A 20,394-nucleotide genomic window follows, 5' to 3' on the forward strand; every position below is an offset into this window, starting at 1 on the left:
CACAAATTAGTTGAAAGCATATATAATCAATATAATGATGTTAAATTAGGTATCGATACGATAATTAAAATGCATGAATAAAGTGGATCTGTTTTTATTCATGCCAATCGAATGAATGGGCACTTTGACAGAGCAAAGTTCTGCGCAGAAAAAGAGATGTTATTAGGGAGGGGACCAATGTGACCATGACAAGAGGGCTTGAAGGCATTGTTGCTACAACATCAGCCATCAGTTCAATAAAAGATGATGTACTTACCTATCGTGGATACAGGATACAGGACTTGGCCGAACAAACAACTTTTGAAGAAGTCATTTATCTGTTGTGGAACGGAGATCTTCCAACATCAGAACAGTTGTCCGTGTTCCGAAAATCGCTTGCGGCTAACGCTGCTGTCCCTGATGAACTGTTCGCAATGATGAAGATGTGCCCGCTCGATCAGGTGCACCCAATGGCCGTATTACGCTCGGCCGTCTCAAACCTTGGTATCTATGATACCGACGCTGAACGGGCAGGTATTGAAGCAAATCAGACTAAGGCGATTCGGCTGCAAGCTAAAATGGCCACACTCGTTGCCGGGTTTTCGAGAATTCGCCAGGGTCTTGACCCGGTATCGCCTGACCCATCGAAGCATTTTGCGGAAAATTTCCTCTATATGCTGCGCGGAAAAGCGCCTTCAGACCTTGAGGCGAAATTGTTGGATCACGCATTGATTCTTCATGCAGATCACGAACTGAATGCCTCAACATTTACAGCACGTGTTTGTGTTGCAACACTATCCGACATCTATTCGGGAATAACGGCAGCAATCGGTGCATTGAAAGGCCCGCTCCATGGCGGCGCAAATGAGCAAGTCATGCACATGCTCGAAGAAATTGGATCGATCGATTGGGTTGATGATTATATCTATGAAGCGCTTGCAGCAAAAAAGAAAATTATGGGTTTTGGTCACAGAGTCTATAAAAATGGTGACCCGCGGGCACGTATCCTTAAAGATATGGCACGACAAATCAGCGAACTGCACGAAGATACACGTCTTTATGAGATGTCGCTCAGAATTGAACAAATCATGAAAGCGAAAAAAGGGCTGCTGCCGAATACGGATTTCTATTCAGCAACCCTGTACCATCTCCTAGGCATTGACCACGATTTATTTACGCCTGTCTTTCCAGTGAGCAGAACATCGGGTTGGGCGGCACACATCATGGAACAGTATAAAGATAACCGTCTTATTCGCCCGCGTGCTGAATACAATGGTCCACATCTGCGGCGCGTTACCCCCATTGATTTGCGCTGAAACAGAAGATGACTAAGTGAATGGACTGTAAATCGGATCAGAAAAACAGGTATGGAGGACAGAATTTGATGACACAAAAACAGCAAATTAAAGTAGATCAACGCAGCCTAGTCGTTCCCGATCATCCGATTATTCCCTTTATTGAAGGAGACGGAATTGGACCGGAAGTGTGGCAAGCAGCTTCACGTGTTCTTAATGCAGCGGTTCAAAAGGCATATCAAGGAAAGAAAAGTATTGTGTGGAAAGAAGTATATGCTGGTCAGAAGGCGTTTGACCAGACAGGAGAATGGCTGCCAAAAGAAACGGTCGATGCAATTCGAACCTATGTAGTCGCCATTAAAGGACCACTCACAACCCCGGTAGGCGGCGGCATTCGTTCGCTTAATGTCGCGCTTCGCCAGCAGCTCGATTTGTTTACATGTCTAAGACCGGTACGTTATTTTGAAGGCGTTCCATCACCGCTCAAGCATCCAGAAAAGGTTGACATGGTTATTTTTCGCGAAAATACGGAAGACATTTATGCAGGCATTGAGTTTCCGGCAGAATCATCTGATGCTGAAAGGCTGATCCGTTTTCTGCAAGAAGAAATGAATGTTCAAAAGATTCGTTTTCCTGAAACGTCTGGGATCGGCATTAAGCCGGTTTCAAAAGAAGGGACGGAGCGGCTGGTTCGCGCGGCCATCCGCTACGCCATTCGTGAAAATAGGAAAAGTGTGACTCTTGTGCACAAAGGAAACATTATGAAATTCACCGAGGGAGCTTTTAAGAACTGGGGCTACGCATTGGCCGAGCGCGAATTTCCGGATCAAACGTTTACGTGGAGTCACTATGAGTCCGTGACGAAAAAGCAGGGGAAAGCAGCTGCAGATCAGCAATTGCATGCGGCATTGCAAGATGGCCGTGTGCTCGTCAAGGACGCGATTGCCGATAACTTCTTGCAGCAGATTCTGATTCGTCCGGAAGATTTCGATGTCGTTGCAACATTGAATCTAAACGGTGACTATATCTCCGATGCACTGGCAGCGCAGGTTGGCGGGATCGGCATTGCTCCGGGAGCAAACATCAATTTTGAGACAGGTACCGCTCTTTTTGAAGCAACGCATGGAACCGCACCAACCTTTGCAGGGCTGGATAAGGTCAATCCATCGTCCCTTCTTCTTTCCGCAGTGCTTATGCTTGAATATCTGAAGTGGTACGAACCAGCAAAAGCAATTATGAACGCGATTGAAAAAACCATTGCCAGCAAGATCGTGACCTTTGATTTTGCCCAATTAATGGACGATGCAACTGAAGTGAAATGCTCGGAATTTGCTGATGCACTGATTCGAAATCTTTGATTGAATACACTTAATCATTGCCCGGATAAATGACGCAGTTCATAGGAAATCTCTTTCCTATTCGTATAAAAATTCATGCATGAAAATGCAGATCCACATATAAGGAAAAACGGGCAAAAAGCGCCCGGTCCCTATTCTTCAGCCATGTGTGATGAACTTGTGTCTTTTCGGTCTGAATCGTCGCTTCGGTTACTCGCTTGCCGCGGGCGTCAGAGTACCTCCACTTTGATTCTCGGTCAAGACACAGGTCTATTGGCTTGAAGACGGGGCAAATCTTATATTTTCTTATCTTATCCTGTAAAAAAAGTAAAAGAGTCTTAAAGCGAGCGCTTTAAGACTCTTTTACTTTTTAAGCTTACTGATCAACTCCGCTTGCTCGCTCTGATCGTCCAACAGATCTCCAGACTACCCGCTCCATACCTACAATTGCGAAAAGCAAATGGCTTATTCTTTTCTGTTTTTTCTTTTATCAATGCATGATTGAGTCCGTTGTGTCCATTCTATGGGTATATACAATGATCGACACAATTCGTCTTTACAAAACCTTTACAATTTGTTTATACCCGTTTAAAAGTCAAGCCTTAATATAGATAGTGCAATAAGGTGACTCAACATTCTGAGGGGGAAATATTCTAATGAAAAAGAAAAACTTGCTTGCGATTGGATTGGTTTTCATCCTTTCATTAACGCTCGTATTGAGCGGCTGCGGAAACAGCTCGTCAGGTAGCAGCAGCGACTCTTCAAAATCTGAATCCAGCTCCTCTGCTGCATTGTCCGGAAAACTGACGATTGGCGGATCAACCGCTCTCCAGCCGCTGGCGGCACAGGCAGCAAAGGAATTCATGGAAAAGAATCCTGATGTACAGATCGAAGTACAGGGCGGCGGCAGCGGTACCGGGCTGAGCGAAACACAAGCTGGAAACTTTGATATCGGCATGTCCGACGTTTTCGCAGAAAGCAAGTCAAACGTTGACGCAAAAGCACTTAAAGATTATAAAGTTGCGGTTGTCGGTATGACGGCAGCAGTTAACCCTAAAGTGGGCGTTAAAAACCTTTCTAAGAAAGACCTTCAAGACGTTTTCACAGGCAAAGTGAAGAACTGGAAAGACGTTGGCGGCAAGAATCAAAAAATTACGCTTGTAAATCGTCCGGATGGTTCGGGCACGCGCGCAACGTTTGACCAGTTTGCTCTTGATAACAAAACTCCGGCAGAAGGAATCACTCAAGATTCAACCAATACGGTAAAGAAAATTGTTGCTGAAACACCTGGAGCAGTGGGTTACATGGCTTTGTCTTACTTCACCGCTAATGATGATTCTGTTGTTAAACTCTCTATTGACGGTGTGGAAGCTTCAGACGCTAACGTTGCAAGTGGTGAATTCCCTGTATGGGCTTATGAACACATGTATACGAAAGGTGAACCTTCAAAACTTGCTAAAGCATTCCTGGATTTCATGATGAGTGATGATGTGCAAACCAAAGATGTACCGGCACAAGGTTACTTGTCGGTTAAAGACATGAAAGTTGAACGTGATGCGACAGGAAAACAAACCGATAAATGATGACTTTTCCTGATGTCAGGTTAAGTGAATAAAGATTAGTCCAATGGCGGCTTAAGCGGGAACGGTCTAACGTACCCGCTTGCCGTCATATGGGCGTTCGGACACTATGCAAATGAGGTGTGAAAATGATTAAGAATAGAATAACTTCGAATGCTGGATCTGCATTAGGGGGCGGAAGATCACCGCTGATTAATGAGAAAAATTTTTTTGCCCGCCTGACTGATCGCAGAAGCGAAAGTCGAGGAAAGGCGCTGATCTACTGCAGCGCGTTATTAATGATTATTGCGGTCACGGCCATCACTTTGTTCTTAACGCTGCAGGGACTTCGCTCATTCGTTGTTGATCACCTTAACCTTTGGACGTTTATTACCGGCACGGAATGGTATCCGGATCGCGCGAATAACCCCTCATTCGGTGCGTTTCCATTCATTTTCGGTTCGCTGGCAGTAACCTTTTTGGCTGCTCTGATTGCAACACCGATTGCAATTGGAACCGCAATCTTCATGGCTGAAATTGCTCAAAAATGGGGCACAAAAATTATGCAGCCGGTGATTGAAATTTTGGTAGGTATTCCGTCGGTTGTTTATGGTTTGATCGGTTTATCAATCGTTGCTCCATTCATGCGGCAACACTTTGGAGGATCGGGATTTAACTTGATTACCGGCGCTATTGTTGTCGGCGTTATGATTTTGCCAACAGTCGCGAGTATTGCTGCAGACAGTATTCGTGCTGTTCCTGATTCGCTGCGTCAGGCCTCCTATGCCATTGGCGCTACGAAATGGCAGACGATATGGCGTGTCGTCATTCCAGCCTCGGGTTCGAGTTTGATTACTGCGATTGTCTTAGGGATGTCGCGAGCATTTGGAGAAGCGCTGGCCGTTCAGATGGTGATTGGCAATGCGCGAAATCTTCCAGGCTCAATTCTTGATCCGGCAGCAACCTTAACAACGATCATTACTTTAAGCATGGGACACACAACAACAGGCAGTGTGCTTAACGATGTGCTTTGGTCTCTCGGACTTATTTTGTTACTGATTTCCTATGTGTTTATCGTTATTGTACGTTACTTAGCAAAAAGGGGTGAAGTACGATGAACAGTAAAGTCACGAATCGTATTGCCCTATCAGTCATTGTTCTCTGCGCCGCGGCTATGGCTGCGGTACTCATTTCAATGCTTGGTTACATCTTAGTGAAAGGTCTATCGAGCATTTCATGGCATTTTCTAACAACGAGTGCCAGTCCCTTTATGCCCGGTGGAGGGATAAAGGACCAGCTTTGGAACTCTTTCTATGTCTTGTTCATTACCATGCTGCTTACGGTTCCAATTGGTGTTTGTGGCGGTATTTATTTAGCTGAATATGCGAAACCAGGAAAAATCACCTCATTTATACGCACATGTGTTGAGGTGCTCGCTTCGCTTCCTTCAATCGTGGTTGGTATGTTCGGTATGCTTTTATTCGTTAATTATTTTGGCTTTAAGTATTCGGTTCTTTCAGGAGCGCTTGCCCTTACAGTCTTTAACTTGCCGGTCATCGTCCGCGTGACCGAAGATGGTTTCCGTGCACTGCCGAGACATCAGAAGGAAGGCGGACTCGCTCTTGGAATGACGCATTGGCATACAATTAAAACGATCCTCTTGCCTGCAGCGTTTCCAAGCATTCTTACAGGAATTATTCTTTCAGCAGGACGTGTATTTGGCGAGTCAGCGGCACTTTTATTTACGGCCGGATTATCAACACCAGATCTCAATTTTGAAAATTGGAATCCGCTTGCACCGGATTCGCCGCTTAACCTCTTTCGATCTGCCGAAACGCTTTCGGTACACATCTGGTCCGTAAATACTGGTGGAATTATGCCCGATGTGGATACGATTGCTAATGGTTCTGCTGCAGTACTTGTTATCTGCGTGCTTATTTTCAATCTGTTTGCACGCATGCTTGGAAAAATCATTAATCAAAAATTTTCTGGGAAATAAGTGGGAGGAATCATCATGATTGAAATGAAAAATAATATTGTTTCATTTACAAATAATACAGTGACCCAAGAGCGTCCCGTTCAACTAAGTGTTGAGCATGTGAATATTTTTTACGGCGAAAACCATGCAGTTAAAGACGTTACGATTCCAATTCATGAGAAGTCGATTACCGCATTGATCGGACCATCCGGATGTGGAAAATCAACTTTTTTGCGCACCATTAATCGAATGAATGACTTAATTCCAAGCGCACGATGCGAAGGAACGATCAACTATAAAGAGGTCAATATTCTTAACCCTAAGGTGGATGTTGTTCAACTTCGTAAGGAAATTGGAATGGTTTTCCAACAGCCGAACCCATTTCCAAAATCAATTAGTGAAAATATTCAACTGCCGCTCCGCTTTGCAGGTGTGCGCAGTAAAAAAGTATTGAAACAAGTCACAGAAGATTGTTTAAAACAGGTTGGGCTGTGGGACGAGGTTAAAGACCGTTTGGATCGTTCGGCAACAAGCTTATCCGGTGGTCAGCAGCAGCGTCTCTGTATTGCACGTGCGTTAGCGCTTAAACCGGATGTGATTCTGCTTGACGAACCAACCTCTGCGCTTGATCCGGTGTCAAGTGCCAAGATTGAAGAACTTTTGCTTGAATTGAAAAACAGTTACACGATCATTATTGTGACACACAACATGCAGCAGGCAGCCCGTATCGCTGATTACACAGCATTTTTCTATCAGGGCGAACTGGTCGAATTCGGTACAACAAAAACCTTGTTTACGACTCCAGAGAAAAAGAGCACAGCTGACTATATTTCGGGTCGATTTGGTTAATTCCGCCAACTCATTGCTGTATCTTTGATTCAAAATTGATATGATAAGAAGAGATGCAAGGAGTGATCGGTTTGGCAAAGAAAATACTAGTGGTTGATGATGAAGTATCCATTGTTACTCTACTCTCATTTAACTTGAAAAAAGCAGGGTTTGATGTCCAGACGGCAACAAACGGTACCGATGCGTTGAAGCTTGCGCAAGAAGGGCAACCGGATTTACTTGTTCTTGATCTCATGCTTCCTGAAATGGATGGCATGGATGTATGCAAACAGCTTCGGCAAGAGAAGAATTATGTTCCGATTCTGATGTTGACGGCTAAGGACGATGAATTTGATAAAATACTCGGGCTAGAGCTGGGCGCCGATGATTATATGACGAAGCCATTCAGTCCCCGCGAAGTTGTTGCTCGAGTTAAAGCGATCTTAAGAAGAACCGAAATTGGCAAACAGGAACATAGCGATGTGCTCGTGATTGGCGACTTGAAGGTTTATCCGAATAACTTTGAGGCGCTTTTTAAAGATGAGGAAATGGTTTTAACACCGAAAGAATTTGAACTGCTTGTTTATATGATGAGGCACAAAGGACGCGTACTAACGCGTGAACAATTGCTAAATGCTGTATGGAATTACGATTTTGCCGGCGATACACGGATTGTTGATGTTCATGTCAGCCATCTGCGAGACAAGATTGAAGACGTCACGCGTAAGCCGCTCTATATCAAAACGGTGCGTGGTCTGGGGTATAAACTTGATGAGCCGAAGGTTTGAAGTAAGAAATGTACTGCGATGGGCGTTCGCACTCACCAGTTTGCTTTTTATCGTTTTCGTCACAGATGAGGTCGTTGATGTGACGATGCTGCATAATGATCGGCAGACCATGGAATCACGTGCGCAGTGGATTGCAACTTTGGTAAGCCAAGATGAATCAATCCAGACCAGCGCGACGAAAAGCATGCTTGTTCAGTTTGCTAAAGAACAAAAGGTGCAGATTTCAGTCTATGATCAAAGACGGCAGCTCGTGTTTTCTACAAAAAATAAGGAACAAAGAATGCTTGAGGGGACAAAGCAGTTGGTCGTATCAGGACATTCTTTAGCGTACATAAAGCAGTTGCCAAGCACCGACGCTCAGGCCGGCTATCTGAAGCTGATCGGGAACAAGTCGTCGATTGTTGGACTTAACCTTTTCTATTGTTTCTTTATCGCTGCAGGAGTTGCTTTGCTTCTTTATCGTGACTATCTCGTACGTACGTATGCCAGACCGATTCGTTTTGCGACCCGAATGGCGGAGAATGTGTTGGAAGGCTCTTACAATATGATCGCTTCTGATCAAGTGAAACGAGAGAGTATCCTGCATTTGAATCTCGCGATGAACCGGATTTCAGAGTCAATCCATGATCTCAAGCATTCGTACAATCGTCAGCGGGCCAGCATGGCAACTTTAACTGAGAATATCGGAAATGGCTTGATCCTCATTGATGGAGTCGGCAGAATCAACTATGTGAACCAAACGTTTAAAGATTCCTTTCAAACGAATGCCAGTTACTGGGAACTCGCGGACTATCATGAAGTGATTACTTATGACAGCGTGAAGCATATGATTGACGAGGTTTACACCACAAAAGCGACGCTTGCTCGTCAACTGCAGCTGAATGTGGGAATTGAGCGCAAATATTATGATGTTTCTTGCGCTCCCATTTTAAATAAACACAAAAAAGTCAGAGGCATTGTTGTCGTATTTCACGATATAACGACAATCAAAAAATTGGAGAAAATGCGTAAAGATTTTGTCGCGAATGTGTCGCATGAGCTGAAAACGCCGGTAACCTCTTTAATTGGTTTTACCGAGACGCTTCTCGATGGCGCTCGTGAAGACAAGGAACTTGAGGATCAGTTCCTGCACATCATGCTTCATGAAGGGCAACGTTTGCAAAGCCTTATTAAGGATTTGCTTGAACTGTCCAAAATTGAACGCGAGCACTTTAACCTTGAGTTCGCCAAACTGTCGCTTAAGCAGTTGATTGAAAGTGTACTGCTTATTTTCAAGGAAAGAGCGAAAGAAAAAACGATTGATCTAAGGTTTGAACCGGGGGATGAGGGGATCATTGAAGGAGATGCATTCCGGATTCGCCAAATCATGATTAATTTGGTCACGAATGCGATCGCCTACACGCCTGAGGGCGGCAAGGTTTCGATTGCAATCCATGAACGAAAAGACGAGGTAGACGTTGTGATTACCGATACTGGTATTGGCATCGAAAAAGACAAAATTCCACGTATTTTTGAACGCTTTTACCGGATTGACAAGGCGCGCAGCAGGGATTCAGGCGGTACTGGATTAGGCCTGGCGATTGTCAAGCATTTAGTTGAAGCGCATGAAGGGCGCATCCATGTTGAAAGTGAACCTGGACGGGGCTCTGCCTTTACGATTACCTTTAAGAAAAATTTAGTTTAGTTAAGTCGCAACCGAATGCCGGCTGAATTTGATCTTCTGTTAAATAAAATGCTAAATTGGATAAATCACCTGTGATGCTTTAGAATAAAGGAATAAGCAGCGCAGGTTTTTTTATTTAGTCGGACAAGTTTCACTCAAGCACAAGATTAGTGAATTGACCACATACAAGCGTACAGAATCGACTCTGCCGTGATTTTAACGGCAGGGGTCATTTTGTCACATAGATGAAGGCTTAATGATAGATAAGAAAAACGAACGTTTGCCCGGTTTGACGGGTGATGCATAAAACTTTTTGGTGCTTTTCAGGAGGAACGTTATGAATAAATTAGTCTTAATTGATGGCAATAATGTTGTTTATCGCGCTTTTTTTGCGCTGCCGCTATTAAGTAATAATCAAGGCATGTATACAAATGCCGTATACGGCTTCACGATGATGCTGATGCGCGTCATTGAAGAGGAAAAGCCAACGCATTTGCTTGTCGCTTTCGATGCAGGAAAAACAACATTTCGCCATGCAACGTACAAAGAATATAAAGGCGGCCGCCAGAAAACACCACCGGAACTGTCTCAACAATTTCCGCTCGTTCACGAATTGCTTGATGCCATGGGTATTCGGCGCTACGAGCTGGATAATTATGAAGCGGACGATATCGTTGGCACGCTTGCTCGAGAGGCAAGCTGCAATGGGTTTAATGTGCGCATTGTGACTGGGGATAAGGACTATTTGCAGCTGGTCGATCAAGGCGTACGCGTGTCACTGATCCGTAAAGGAATCACTGATACGGTTGATTATGATATTGAGAAGGTCAAGGAAAGGTATGGAATTAATCCTCAAGAAGTCATCGACCTTAAAGGGCTGATGGGCGATGCTTCGGATAATATTCCCGGTGTGCCCGGAGTTGGCGAGAAGACGGCAATCAAGCTGTTGAAGCAATTTCAGACCGTCGAAGGTGTCTACGAACACATTGAACAGGTATCCGGTAAAAAACTGAAGGAAAAGCTGGAAACCAATAAAGAACAAGCACTGTTGAGTAAGAAAATCGCAACCATTGACAGAGAGTCGCCGCTTGAGATTACGCCCGATGCATGCAGCTATACACGTGAATTTACAAGTAAGTTGAGAGATCTATTTAACGAACTGGGCTTTCAATCACTGCTTGAAAAAATTGATGTTGCCGGTTCGGATGAATCTCAGACCGAAAAGAAAGACATTGCTGTCCAAACGGTTACTCATTTTCAATCGAATCAGCTTGTCTCTCCGAGTGCATTGATTCTCCAAATGCTTGATGAGAACTATCACTATGCAGACATCACCGGAATCGCTGTTTCGAATAAAACCGGTACCTATTTTATTGAAACACAACACGCCCTTAAGGATGACGCGTTTCGAGAATGGCTAGAAGATCCAAAAATGAAGAAGGTGCTGCTTGATAGCAAATCAGCAGAAGTTGCCTTAAAATGGCGCGGGTTAAGCTTGCACGGCGCAGCGTTTGATGTTCGGCTTGCTGCTTATCTGATCGACCCATCAGAAGCGGGGCAGGATCTGGCTCTTTTGGCGAATAAACGCGGCATCAGCAATGTCGAAACCGATGAAGCCTTCTATGGAAAGGGTGCAAAACAGAAAATTCCTGAAGGGAACGGACAGGCGCAGCATTTGGGCAAAAAAGCGGCCGCATTGCTGCAGCTTGAACCGAAATTAATTCAGGAGCTTATTGAAAACAAGCAGAGGGAGCTGCTTTTTGAACTGGAACTACCGCTGGCTCATGTGTTGGCTAAAATGGAATATACGGGGATAAAAACAAGCAGTGAAACATTGAAAGCAATGGGCGGAGAACTTGATCGTACGCTTGAAATTATAGAACATGCTATTTATTCAATGGCTGGTGTGACGTTTAACATTAATTCACCGAAGCAGCTTGGCGAAATTCTATTCGAAAAATTGCAGCTACCACCAATTAAAAAAACGAAAACAGGCTACTCGACTGCAGCCGATGTTCTTGAGAAACTGCGTGGCCGCCATGAGATCATTGATAAGATTCTTGATTACCGGCAACTTGGCAAATTAAAATCCACTTATGTTGAGGGATTGCTTAAAGTTATCCATCCGGAAACCGGACGCGTGCATACCGTCTACAATCAGGCATTGACGCAAACCGGCCGACTGAGTTCAACAGATCCGAACTTGCAGAATATCCCGATTCGACTTGAAGAAGGTCGCAAGATTCGCAAAGCGTTTCTTCCAAGTGAAGAAGGCTGGCAGATTTTTTCCGCCGATTACTCGCAAATCGAACTTCGTGTGCTCGCACATATTGCCGACGATGAAAACCTGAAACAGGCATTTCTTGAAAATATGGATATTCATACAAAAACAGCAATGGATGTTTTTGGTGTAACCGAAAATGAAGTGACACCGTTGATGAGGCGCCATGCGAAAGCCGTTAATTTCGGCATCATCTATGGGATCAGCGACTATGGACTATCGCAGAATCTTGGGATTACGCGTAAAGAAGCGGCACAATTTATCGAGCAATACTTAAAGAGCTATCCGGGGGTTCATCACTATATGAGAACCATCGTTCAAAAGGCGAAAACAGATGGGTATGTGACCACCCTGTTGAACCGTCGCCGCTACTTGCCGGATATTAACGGTCGCAATTTCAATCGACGCAGTTTCGCCGAACGAACGGCGATGAATACGCCGATTCAGGGCAGCGCCGCCGATGTGATCAAGCAAGCGATGATTCATATGGATCATCGGATTCAAGAAGAAAAATTGCAAACCCGGATGCTGCTACAGGTGCACGATGAATTGATTTTCGAGGTCCCGGAACACGAACTCGGTATCATGAATCGCATTGTTCCTGAAGTGATGGAGCATGCCATTGAACTTCGCGTGCCACTGAAAGTCGAGTGCTCATACGGACCGACGTGGTACGATGCAAAATAAAGAAAGCGTTTGGCGCCGACTCAACGGCGCTGCTTGGCTAGTTGGGAGTGAGCGATTTGCCGGAATTACCAGAAGTTGAAACCGTCAAACGGACATTATCACAGCTTGTCTTGGGGAAAACGGTGAAAGAAGTTGAGGTACGCTGGCCGAAGATCATCCGGCGCCCGGATAATCTTAATCAGTTTAAGCACGCACTTATCGGGCAGACGATTCACGATATAAAGCGGCGGGGGAAGTTCCTGCTCTTCTGTTTGGATGAGTCAGTGCTTGTCTCGCATTTGCGTATGGAGGGGCGCTATCGCTTGGATCCGGAGTACGCGCCGATTGATAAGTATACGCATGTGATCTTTCATTTTACCGATGATACGGCGCTTCGTTATCGTGATGTGCGTAAGTTCGGAACCATGCATCTCTTTAATAAGGGTGAGGAATGGCAGCATCCGCCGCTTGCAAAATTAGGGCCAGAGCCGCTCTCAAAGGACTTAACGGTTGATTACCTAACCGCAGCATTTTCGCGAACCGGCCGCTCAATTAAACAAGTATTACTTGACCAGACGGTTGTGGTTGGCTTAGGCAATATCTATGTCGATGAATCGCTGTTTAAAGCCGGGATTCATCCGCTTACCCCTGCATCAAGCCTGAGCACGGAGCAGCTGGAGCAGCTGCATCATGCGGTTGTGGACACGTTGACAAAAGCGGTCACCCTTGGTGGAAGTACGATTCGAACGTTTGTAAACAGTCAAGGGCATATGGGGTTCTTCCAACAGGAGCTTGCGGTCTATGGGCGGAAAGGGGAGCCGTGCGTACGCTGCGGGACTGCGATTGAAAAAATCAAGGTCGGCGGTCGTGGCACACACTATTGCCCGATATGCCAGCCTAGGCGTTCAAAGCAATGATCAAAATAGGCTTAACCGGAGGCATTGCCAGCGGGAAGAGTATGGTTTCACGCTGGCTCATCGCGCATGGCTATCCGGTGATCGACGCTGATCGCGTCTCTCGAGAAGTTGTTACACCTGGAGAAAAAGGGCTGGACTTAATTGTACGCCATTTTGGTAAAGGGATGCTTTTGCCCAGTGGTGCATTGGACAGAAAGAGACTGGGCGCGCTCATTTTTCAGGATGACAAGAAACGCAAGCTGTTAAATGAACTCTTGCATCCTTTGATTCGAACACGCATGCTTCAGCAGTTAGACGAACTGGAGAAGCGCAGGGAGCCGATCGTCTTTTTGGATATCCCATTGCTCTATGAGAGCGGTCTTGAGACCTGGACGGATAAAACGTTGGTTGTTTATGTAACCCCGGAGGAGCAATTAAAACGTTTGATGAAGCGGAACGGCCTTGCTGAGGAACAAGCGCGTGATCGGATTAATGCGCAGATGTCTCTTGAAGCGAAAGCAAAGCGAGCAGATGCCATCATTGATAACAACGGCTCTGTAAAGAAAACCGAAGAACAGATCCGTGCACTGTTTTGCAATGGGCTGTTTGATTGTTAAGTCTAGGTACATCTCACGCGGCTTTTCATCCGTTGTCCAGTAGGATACAATAAGCTTATCGATAACAGCGAATGGAGTGAGAATAATGCGCTGTCCGAATTGCAAACAAATGGCAACGAAAGTGCTGGATTCACGCCCTGTCGATAATGGACGTGCCATCCGCAGACGTAGAGAATGTGAATTGTGCCATCATCGCTTTACAACGTTTGAGAAGGTAGAAGAAACGCCTTTGGTCGTTGTGAAAAAAGGGGATAACCGCGAAGCTTTCAGCCACGAGAAGATGCTGCGCGGGCTGATTAAAGCGTGCGAAAAACGTCCGGTTCCACTCGAACGTCTCGAGCAGCTTGCCAACGATGTTGAAAAAGCGCTGCGCGATGAAGGGCGTTCTGAAGTGAACAGCCATGAAATCGGCGAACGTGTGATGAATGAATTGGTGAAGGTGGACGAGGTCGCGTATGTCCGCTTTGCTTCTGTATATAGACAGTTTACAGATATCAATGTTTTTGCGAAAAAAATACAAGAATTAAAAGATCAGCTGGAAAAAGAGAAAAACAACAAGAAATAAATTTTGTCCGGACAATGAAAAAGTATGGATTGATGCAAAATTGATGCAGAGCAGGGGGATAAAGACATGCTGCAGTCTTGGAAGGAAGTGCTGCCGGGCGATCATTATCGCGTTGAGACAAACGGACTGCTTCATTCTTTTGACCAAAGAGTCGTAACACTGCTGTATCAGCCGCTCATTGGTATCGAAGCAGCAAGTCTGTATTTTACGCTTTGGCAGGAAGTTGATGTTTCAGAAGAACATTTAACCCATCATCATTTAATGGGTTCGATGAACTTGTCTTTGGATCGTATTTTAAAAGCGAGAAAGAAACTTGAGGCCGTGGGCTTGCTGGAAACTTTGAAAAAAAAGGAGGCAGCCCCCGGTCAGTTTGTCTATCGTCTAGAACCGCCGCTCACGCCGAATCGATTTTTCAAAGACGGTTTTTTAAATTTGTTTTTATATCGTCAGATCGGTGCACGTGAATACAAACGTCTTACAGAATTATTCGCCGTTCACAGGGTAAATACCGTCGACTATGAAGATGTATCTGCATCATTTGATGAAGTCTTCAAATCGGTCCCTGCTTCAGAGACGAATGATGAGCGCAATCATGTGAAGACGGACGGTTCATGGGCGAACCGCGCGACTTCGCCGAAGGTCGGGCTAAAGACACACTTTGACTTTAAGCAAATGATGACGTATTTGTCTGATGCTATTGTTGATGAGGATGCGTTGACCGAAGACGTGCGCCAGGCGATTGATAAACTTGCTTTCGTGTACCGTACTGAACCGTATGATATGAGCAAGGCGGTGCAAGCAGCGGCGCTTCATACCGGAGAGGTCGATATCGAGGCACTGCGTAAAGAGGTTCGTGATTTCTATCTGCTTGAACATGGTGCAGATGAAATGCCGGCACTTTACGAACGGATACAGCCGGAGTCGCAACGGGAATTTACAGAGAAAGAGCCACAAACCGAAGAAGAACAGTTGATTGCGTGGTATGAACGCAATTCCCCGTATCAACTGCTTGAAGCGCTTGGACAAGGCAGTAAGCCGGCAGGACCGGATTTGAGACTCATTGAAAATTTAATGTTCGACACGAAGATGAACCCAGGTGTAATTAATGTATTGATTGACTATATTTCGCAAGTCAATGATCATAAATTAAACAAAGCATTCGTCGAAAAAGTCGCCGCACAATGGGCACGGGCGGATGTGACAACCGTACGTCAGGCGATGAACTATGCACGTGAGGAACAGAAGAAACGGAAGCAGATGAAAAAGCCTCCTGCAAACCGAACGGCGGCTTCAGCCCGCACCTCAGTTCGAAAAGAGCATCAGGAGGTCATTCCGGAATGGATGAAGCGGCCGAAGAAACCAGAGAAACAAACCAAAGCGAATGAAGAAGCGGTAAAACAGAGAGCCAAGTGGCTTGAAGACTATTTGAATCAAATTTAACAACATCAAAAGGGGGTGCCTTACATGGATTCATTAGGTTCACTATTTAAAACGTTGTCAGCGGGCCGGAATGTGCAGAAGCAGTGGAGTCAACTAGAAAACGAGCTGCGTACTCACCCAGATGTTCGTGAATTTGCAGAAAAAAATCCGGATATTGATGAAGCGGCTTGGTCAAGAAACGCGTCACGGCTGTTTCAGTTCGTCACGGAACGAAAGGCTTGTGCGCATTGTCCGGGACTCGACCACTGTCCGAACATGATGAAGGGTTACCGCCCTCAATTAGTGAATGACAAAGGGACACCGTCCTTGACCTTTGTTCGATGCCCGCTTCTTGAAGAACAGGAAGTAAAGCAGCGACAAAGTAATCTCATCCACAGCTATTATGTGCCGAAAGACGTATTGAACGCAACGTTTGACTCCATTGATAAGGAAGAAGGCGGCCGGCAGGAAGCGATTTTGGCGGCGGGAGAATTTGTAAAGCGTTACCTAAATAATCCCTCGGAGACTAAAGGTCTTTATCTTTGCGGCGAGTTTGGTGTCGGCAAGACCTATTTGATGGGTGCAATCATGAAGAGACTCGCTGAACGGCGCCATATTGCCTCGCTTATTGTGTACGTACCCGACTTTTTCAGAGAAATAAAAGGAGCGATTCAGAACCATTCGGTCGATGAGAAATTAGAAGTCTTGAAAAAGACACCAGTCCTGATCCTTGATGATATCGGTGCGGAAACCATTACACCGTGGGTACGCGACGAAGTCCTCGGTAGTATTCTTCAATACCGAATGATGGATCATTTACCGACCCTTTACACGTCGAACTTCACCTATGACGAACTAGAAGATCATTTCTCCTATTCGCAAAAAAGCGGGATTGAACATGTAAAGGCAAAGCGTTTAATGGAACGTATCCGCCATTTTACCCAATTGGTTGAAATGACCGGTGTCAATCGGCGTTGATTAAAAGTCTAAAAAAATGAAAACAAAAGTGCATGAATAAGGACTTCCTCCCATATAGTCTTTATATAAGTTGGGACGGGGAGGATGAACCATTGGAGATTGATTTTGATACCCGGCAGGAGGCTGCAGAATTCTATCGGAATTTGCCTTCTTCTTTTAGACAAGTAACTGGTGTGATGCTTATTAACAGTCGACTGGCTGTTTTTCCGGAAAAAACGACGGATTATAAAGAATTTGCGCAGTTAATTGCCCGTTATATTAGCGAACGTTATGAAAAAAAATGGATTATGACCATTATTAAAAACTATTACTATTTTACAGACCCGGAGGAACAGGTTGCTATTTTAAACATTGTATTCGCAATCTTTGCCGGCGAAAAAAATGATCTGCCTCAGACAGAAGTGCTTGAGGATCGGCGTACGATTATCATGGATGCGCTTGAAGGTATTTTGCAGGAGCATCATAGCGTTTCGTTCGCATCCATCGTTCGCTTTCGTTTAACCGCTTATCGAAAAGCACTAAGACGCTATGTCGAGATTGCGATCGATGAGTACAAGCTGGAGCAGGAGTATCAAGTTTTTATTGACAAGTTGCGTCGCATCATTCGCGCCTATAAACCGCTTTGCGAGAAGATTGAAGTCTATGATGAACAGCCTTTCAAACTTTATGACGAGCGTCATCATCTTATTCGTAACATTCAATCGGTTCGATCCTTTTACCCGATCTTAAAACAATGGGGGATTGAGGCAGAGCCCTCGATTGTCCTTTCTTTGATTGCCCTGGCACCGAAACAAGTCATTGTCTATACCGATCGCCCGGATTATGGTGTGATGAAAACGTTGCATCGGGTTTTCGAAGACCGTGTCTGCTTTGTTCCGTCCTCCCTGCATATGACCAGTGGACATCGCGTATCACAATAAAGGCGAATCAAGTCGAAAAATAAGGAAAAATATTACAGCTAATGTATGGATTCGGGTTTACATTGTAATAATTTCCATCTATACTAGAAAAGTAAATTGACGAAAGGAGGTCATCAAAACATGATGACACTTGGAATGAACGTTAAAAGAAATCCAATTGCATATAGAGTTCGGATGACCTCCACGGATTCATTCATGCATTAATCATCTGTTCAAATGGTGGTTAGTGGTTAAACTTAATGACTGAACGAATCCGCAGGTCATAGTGCCTGCGGTATTTTTGTGCGCTTAAAACCGTATTGGCGATGCCTTTGCGGTTTTTTTTATACTTAATTTACCAATATATGGTATATAAAGCCTGCGCTGGACGCTGTGCTTTTATATAAATTTTTTCAGACTGCCGCGCAATCAGCGGCCGGTCCACGACGACTAAGAAAGGATGATGAATGATGCACGCATCTGCAGAGCTGCAATTACCGATGGAACAACGAGAATTCTTTCACGACCCACATCTTTTAAGGAGGGGAGGTAAGAAAATGGTTAAGTTTAATCTGTTTGCGCTAACCTTTACAGTATCAATCAGAAAGACGAAATCAGCACATGAACGCTACGAAGATCGTAAAAGAATTAAAGCAATTCATGAAAAAATGCTTGATAAACGTTTTGAATACGAACGCTATATTCGGTAATGATTTCTAAAAAAATTTTGATGGGAGGCGTTGTTAATGTTAAACGGCATTATTGTGGGGGTTCGCGCACGTTTTGGAAAGGGGACACAATTTCTTTAACTGTGCTGCACTGTGAATGGCCCAGTCGATATGATACGATAACAGCAGAGCAACAACAATGGGAGTGAACGATGATGAAAAGATTTCTAGTCCTTCTTGCCAAAGGCTTTGAGGAGACTGAGGCGGTTACAGCGATTGATGTTTTGCGCCGCGGAGGCGTTGACGTGGTGCTTGCTTCAGTTGCCGATACGCCGCTTGTTGAAGGCTCACGTAAGATTGTTGTGAAAGCCGACGTGTCGATTGACAGTGAGGGACTTCTTGATTTTGACGGCATCTATCTTCCAGGAGGCGCAAAGGGTGCCAAGACGCTTCGTGACGATGCACGCGCGCAGAAATTGATTCGTGCCTACAAAGAGAATGGGAAGCTGGTTGCAGCAATCTGTGCCGCACCGATTGCACTGGAGCAAGCCGGCGTGCTTAAAGGCGAAACGGCGACGAGCAATCCGGATTTCAAGGATCACATCAAACAAGCGGCTTATCATGAGGAGCCGATTGTGGTTTCAGGGAAGCTTCTTACCTCTCGCGCAGCGGGTACAACGCTTCCTTTTGCATTGGAAATCTTGCGCCAGCTTGGTTTGCAAGACGAAGCGAAACAAGTCAGCCGTGATATGATGTTCGATTATCTCATTGAAAATCGTGAAAAGATCTTTTATTAATGAATAGGAAAGATAAGAATCTTAGTACAACGAAACGCTGTAAACCATACGTACAGGCACCGGCGGGTACGAAGACGTGATGAACTGCCTGCGGTAAGCGGGCAAGTTTTTCAATTTTAACTTGCATGAAAAGCAAGTGCATGATATAGTATTAGATGAATTTACTAAAGAGTAAAGCAGAGGCGCCCGGCTTCTCACCTGTTCGACGCATTTTATGTTGTTGCCAGGTATGAATTAACGAATGTATGGTCAATGCGGGCGTTTTTGCGCCCGCATTTTTGTTTGCTCAAATAGCCAGCGATTTGCTTAATTTTATTTGGAGGTGGCTCAATATTAGCAAAGATATGATTGTCAACGAAGGTATTCGTGCACAACAGGTTCGTCTGATTGGTCAGAACGGAGAACAGGTCGGCATTAAGTCGAAAGCAGAGGCACTAGCGATGGCTCAGAATGTGAACCTCGATCTCGTGCTGGTTGCACCAGGTGCCAAGCCGCCGGTTTGCCGAATCATGGATTACGGGAAATACCGTTTTGAACAGCAGAAGAAGGAACGGGAAGCACGAAAGAACCAGAAGGTCATCAATCTTAAAGAAATCAGGCTCAGCCCGAGTATTGAAGAACATGACTTCAATACAAAAATGCGCAACGCCAAGAAATTTCTTCAAAAGGGTGACAAGGTCAAGGCGTCCGTTCGCTTCAGAGGACGCGCGATTACGCACTCAAATCTCGGACGCCAAGTGCTTGAGAAGCTCGCTGAAGAGTGTGCCGATGTTAGCGTTATTGAGGCGAGACCGAAGATGGAAGGACGCAGCATGTTCCTTGTGCTTGCACCTAAAGTCGATAAATAATCGAGCAATTACACTGCGTTTTGAATGACAGCACGTGCTGTTCTGAAAAACGGATTTTACTAGGAGGATTTAGTTATGCCAAAAATGAAAACACACAAAGGTGCCGCAAAACGTTTCAAGAAGACCGGTACCGGCAAGTTCAAACGGGAACACGCCTACACGAGCCACATGTTCAGCCATAAGTCGAACAAGCAAAAGCGCAACTTGGATAAGAGCGCAATTGCAACTCCAACTCTAGCTAACAAGCTCAAGAAACTGATCAACAACTGATTTTAACGTCAAAGAACGATTCATTTTTAGTGTCGCAGCAGGCGGCTTATTCTAGGAGGTTTT

At 45.0% G+C, this 20,394-nt stretch carries 19 protein-coding genes; all 19 read left to right on the forward strand.

Translation table 11 applies throughout. The annotated features are described in order from the left end of the window. The first annotated feature begins 179 nt into the window (after positions 1-179). The 19 genes from AA84_RS0108215 (at position 180) to rpmI (ending at position 20,331) form a co-directional block, all read left to right on the forward strand. Positions 180-1,295, forward strand: a complete 1,116-nt coding sequence (locus AA84_RS0108215) for a citrate/2-methylcitrate synthase (RefSeq protein ID WP_028976805.1) — start codon at positions 180-182, stop codon at positions 1,293-1,295. A gap of 68 nt (positions 1,296-1,363) precedes the next feature. Further along, positions 1,364-2,632 (forward strand): NADP-dependent isocitrate dehydrogenase, encoded by a 1,269-nt coding sequence (gene icd / locus AA84_RS0108220; RefSeq protein ID WP_028976806.1) that lies wholly within the window; start codon positions 1,364-1,366, stop codon positions 2,630-2,632. A 635-nt stretch (positions 2,633-3,267) separates the two neighbouring features. Next, positions 3,268-4,194: a phosphate ABC transporter substrate-binding protein gene (locus AA84_RS0108225; protein ID WP_028976807.1), complete on the forward strand. Its 927-nt coding sequence runs from the start codon at positions 3,268-3,270 to the stop codon at positions 4,192-4,194. Positions 4,195-4,319: 125 nt separating this feature from the next. Continuing rightward, positions 4,320-5,288 carry a phosphate ABC transporter permease subunit PstC gene (gene pstC, locus AA84_RS0108230; RefSeq protein WP_028976808.1) on the forward strand — a complete coding sequence of 323 codons (969 nt, stop codon included), beginning with the start codon at positions 4,320-4,322 and terminating at the stop codon, positions 5,286-5,288. Continuing rightward, positions 5,285-6,169, forward strand: a complete 885-nt coding sequence (gene pstA / locus AA84_RS0108235) for a phosphate ABC transporter permease PstA (protein ID WP_028976809.1) — start codon at positions 5,285-5,287, stop codon at positions 6,167-6,169. Before pstC ends, pstA begins: the two co-directional genes overlap by 4 nt. Positions 6,170-6,193: 24 nt before the next feature. Further along, the gene (gene pstB / locus AA84_RS0108240; protein ID WP_223362592.1) at positions 6,194-6,997 is read left to right on the forward strand and encodes a phosphate ABC transporter ATP-binding protein PstB; all 804 of its coding nucleotides are present in this window, start codon (positions 6,194-6,196) and stop codon (positions 6,995-6,997) included. Positions 6,998-7,068: 71 nt separating this feature from the next. Then, a complete protein-coding gene (locus tag AA84_RS0108245) occupies positions 7,069-7,764 on the forward strand; it encodes a response regulator transcription factor (RefSeq protein WP_028976811.1) in 696 nt (231 codons plus the stop codon). Next, positions 7,748-9,448 (forward strand): two-component system histidine kinase PnpS, encoded by a 1,701-nt coding sequence (pnpS, locus tag AA84_RS0108250; RefSeq protein WP_236628080.1) that lies wholly within the window; start codon positions 7,748-7,750, stop codon positions 9,446-9,448. Before AA84_RS0108245 ends, pnpS begins: the two co-directional genes overlap by 17 nt. Positions 9,449-9,764: 316 nt before the next feature. Further along, positions 9,765-12,395 (forward strand): DNA polymerase I, encoded by a 2,631-nt coding sequence (polA, locus tag AA84_RS0108255; RefSeq protein WP_037563291.1) that lies wholly within the window; start codon positions 9,765-9,767, stop codon positions 12,393-12,395. A 56-nt stretch (positions 12,396-12,451) separates the two neighbouring features. After that, a complete protein-coding gene (gene mutM, locus AA84_RS0108260) occupies positions 12,452-13,291 on the forward strand; it encodes a DNA-formamidopyrimidine glycosylase (RefSeq protein WP_028976814.1) in 840 nt (279 codons plus the stop codon). Next, the gene (gene coaE / locus AA84_RS0108265; protein WP_028976815.1) at positions 13,288-13,887 is read left to right on the forward strand and encodes a dephospho-CoA kinase; all 600 of its coding nucleotides are present in this window, start codon (positions 13,288-13,290) and stop codon (positions 13,885-13,887) included. The genes mutM and coaE overlap by 4 nt, the downstream gene beginning before the upstream one ends. Before the next feature lie 85 nt (positions 13,888-13,972). Beyond that, complete coding sequence (gene nrdR / locus AA84_RS0108270) at positions 13,973-14,452, forward strand: transcriptional regulator NrdR (RefSeq protein WP_028976816.1); 480 nt, start codon at positions 13,973-13,975, stop codon at positions 14,450-14,452. Positions 14,453-14,518: 66 nt separating this feature from the next. Further along, the gene (locus AA84_RS0108275) at positions 14,519-15,892 is read left to right on the forward strand and encodes a replication initiation and membrane attachment family protein (protein ID WP_028976817.1); all 1,374 of its coding nucleotides are present in this window, start codon (positions 14,519-14,521) and stop codon (positions 15,890-15,892) included. Positions 15,893-15,916: 24 nt separating this feature from the next. Beyond that, positions 15,917-16,849 carry a primosomal protein DnaI gene (gene dnaI / locus AA84_RS0108280; RefSeq protein ID WP_028976818.1) on the forward strand — a complete coding sequence of 311 codons (933 nt, stop codon included), beginning with the start codon at positions 15,917-15,919 and terminating at the stop codon, positions 16,847-16,849. Positions 16,850-16,941: 92 nt separating this feature from the next. Further along, entirely contained in the window at positions 16,942-17,769 is an 828-nt protein-coding gene (locus AA84_RS0108285) for a putative sporulation protein YtxC (protein WP_028976819.1), read from the forward strand. Between the two features lie 536 nt (positions 17,770-18,305). Continuing rightward, complete coding sequence (locus AA84_RS18995; protein ID WP_160168710.1) at positions 18,306-18,458, forward strand: YrzI family small protein; 153 nt, start codon at positions 18,306-18,308, stop codon at positions 18,456-18,458. Between the two features lie 173 nt (positions 18,459-18,631). Then, positions 18,632-19,213, forward strand: a complete 582-nt coding sequence (locus AA84_RS0108295) for a DJ-1 family glyoxalase III (protein WP_028976820.1) — start codon at positions 18,632-18,634, stop codon at positions 19,211-19,213. A gap of 344 nt (positions 19,214-19,557) precedes the next feature. Next, positions 19,558-20,061, forward strand: coding sequence for a translation initiation factor IF-3 (gene infC / locus AA84_RS0108300; RefSeq protein ID WP_028976821.1), 504 nt, complete (start codon positions 19,558-19,560; stop codon positions 20,059-20,061). 75 nt (positions 20,062-20,136) lie between these two features. After that, entirely contained in the window at positions 20,137-20,331 is a 195-nt protein-coding gene (gene rpmI / locus AA84_RS0108305; protein ID WP_010023946.1) for a 50S ribosomal protein L35, read from the forward strand. Positions 20,332-20,394 lie beyond the last annotated feature (63 nt).

The organism is Sporolactobacillus terrae DSM 11697 (genome assembly GCF_000648615.1).
Lineage (GTDB): Bacteria > Bacillota > Bacilli > Bacillales > Sporolactobacillaceae > Sporolactobacillus > Sporolactobacillus terrae.

Coding starts and splice junctions, on each gene's coding strand:
- icd (WP_028976806.1), top strand. CDS start 1,364: ATGACACAAAAACAGCAAATTAAAGTAGATCAACGCAGCCTAGTCGTT.
- AA84_RS0108225 (WP_028976807.1), top strand. CDS start 3,268: ATGAAAAAGAAAAACTTGCTTGCGATTGGATTGGTTTTCATCCTTTCA.
- pstC (WP_028976808.1), top strand. CDS start 4,320: ATGATTAAGAATAGAATAACTTCGAATGCTGGATCTGCATTAGGGGGC.
- pstA (WP_028976809.1), top strand. CDS start 5,285: ATGAACAGTAAAGTCACGAATCGTATTGCCCTATCAGTCATTGTTCTC.
- pstB (WP_223362592.1), top strand. CDS start 6,194: ATGAAAAATAATATTGTTTCATTTACAAATAATACAGTGACCCAAGAG.
- pnpS (WP_236628080.1), top strand. CDS start 7,748: ATGAGCCGAAGGTTTGAAGTAAGAAATGTACTGCGATGGGCGTTCGCA.
- polA (WP_037563291.1), top strand. CDS start 9,765: ATGAATAAATTAGTCTTAATTGATGGCAATAATGTTGTTTATCGCGCT.
- coaE (WP_028976815.1), top strand. CDS start 13,288: ATGATCAAAATAGGCTTAACCGGAGGCATTGCCAGCGGGAAGAGTATG.
- nrdR (WP_028976816.1), top strand. CDS start 13,973: ATGCGCTGTCCGAATTGCAAACAAATGGCAACGAAAGTGCTGGATTCA.
- AA84_RS0108275 (WP_028976817.1), top strand. CDS start 14,519: ATGCTGCAGTCTTGGAAGGAAGTGCTGCCGGGCGATCATTATCGCGTT.
- dnaI (WP_028976818.1), top strand. CDS start 15,917: ATGGATTCATTAGGTTCACTATTTAAAACGTTGTCAGCGGGCCGGAAT.
- AA84_RS18995 (WP_160168710.1), top strand. CDS start 18,306: ATGGTTAAGTTTAATCTGTTTGCGCTAACCTTTACAGTATCAATCAGA.
- AA84_RS0108295 (WP_028976820.1), top strand. CDS start 18,632: ATGAAAAGATTTCTAGTCCTTCTTGCCAAAGGCTTTGAGGAGACTGAG.
- infC (WP_028976821.1), top strand. CDS start 19,558: ATGATTGTCAACGAAGGTATTCGTGCACAACAGGTTCGTCTGATTGGT.
- rpmI (WP_010023946.1), top strand. CDS start 20,137: ATGCCAAAAATGAAAACACACAAAGGTGCCGCAAAACGTTTCAAGAAG.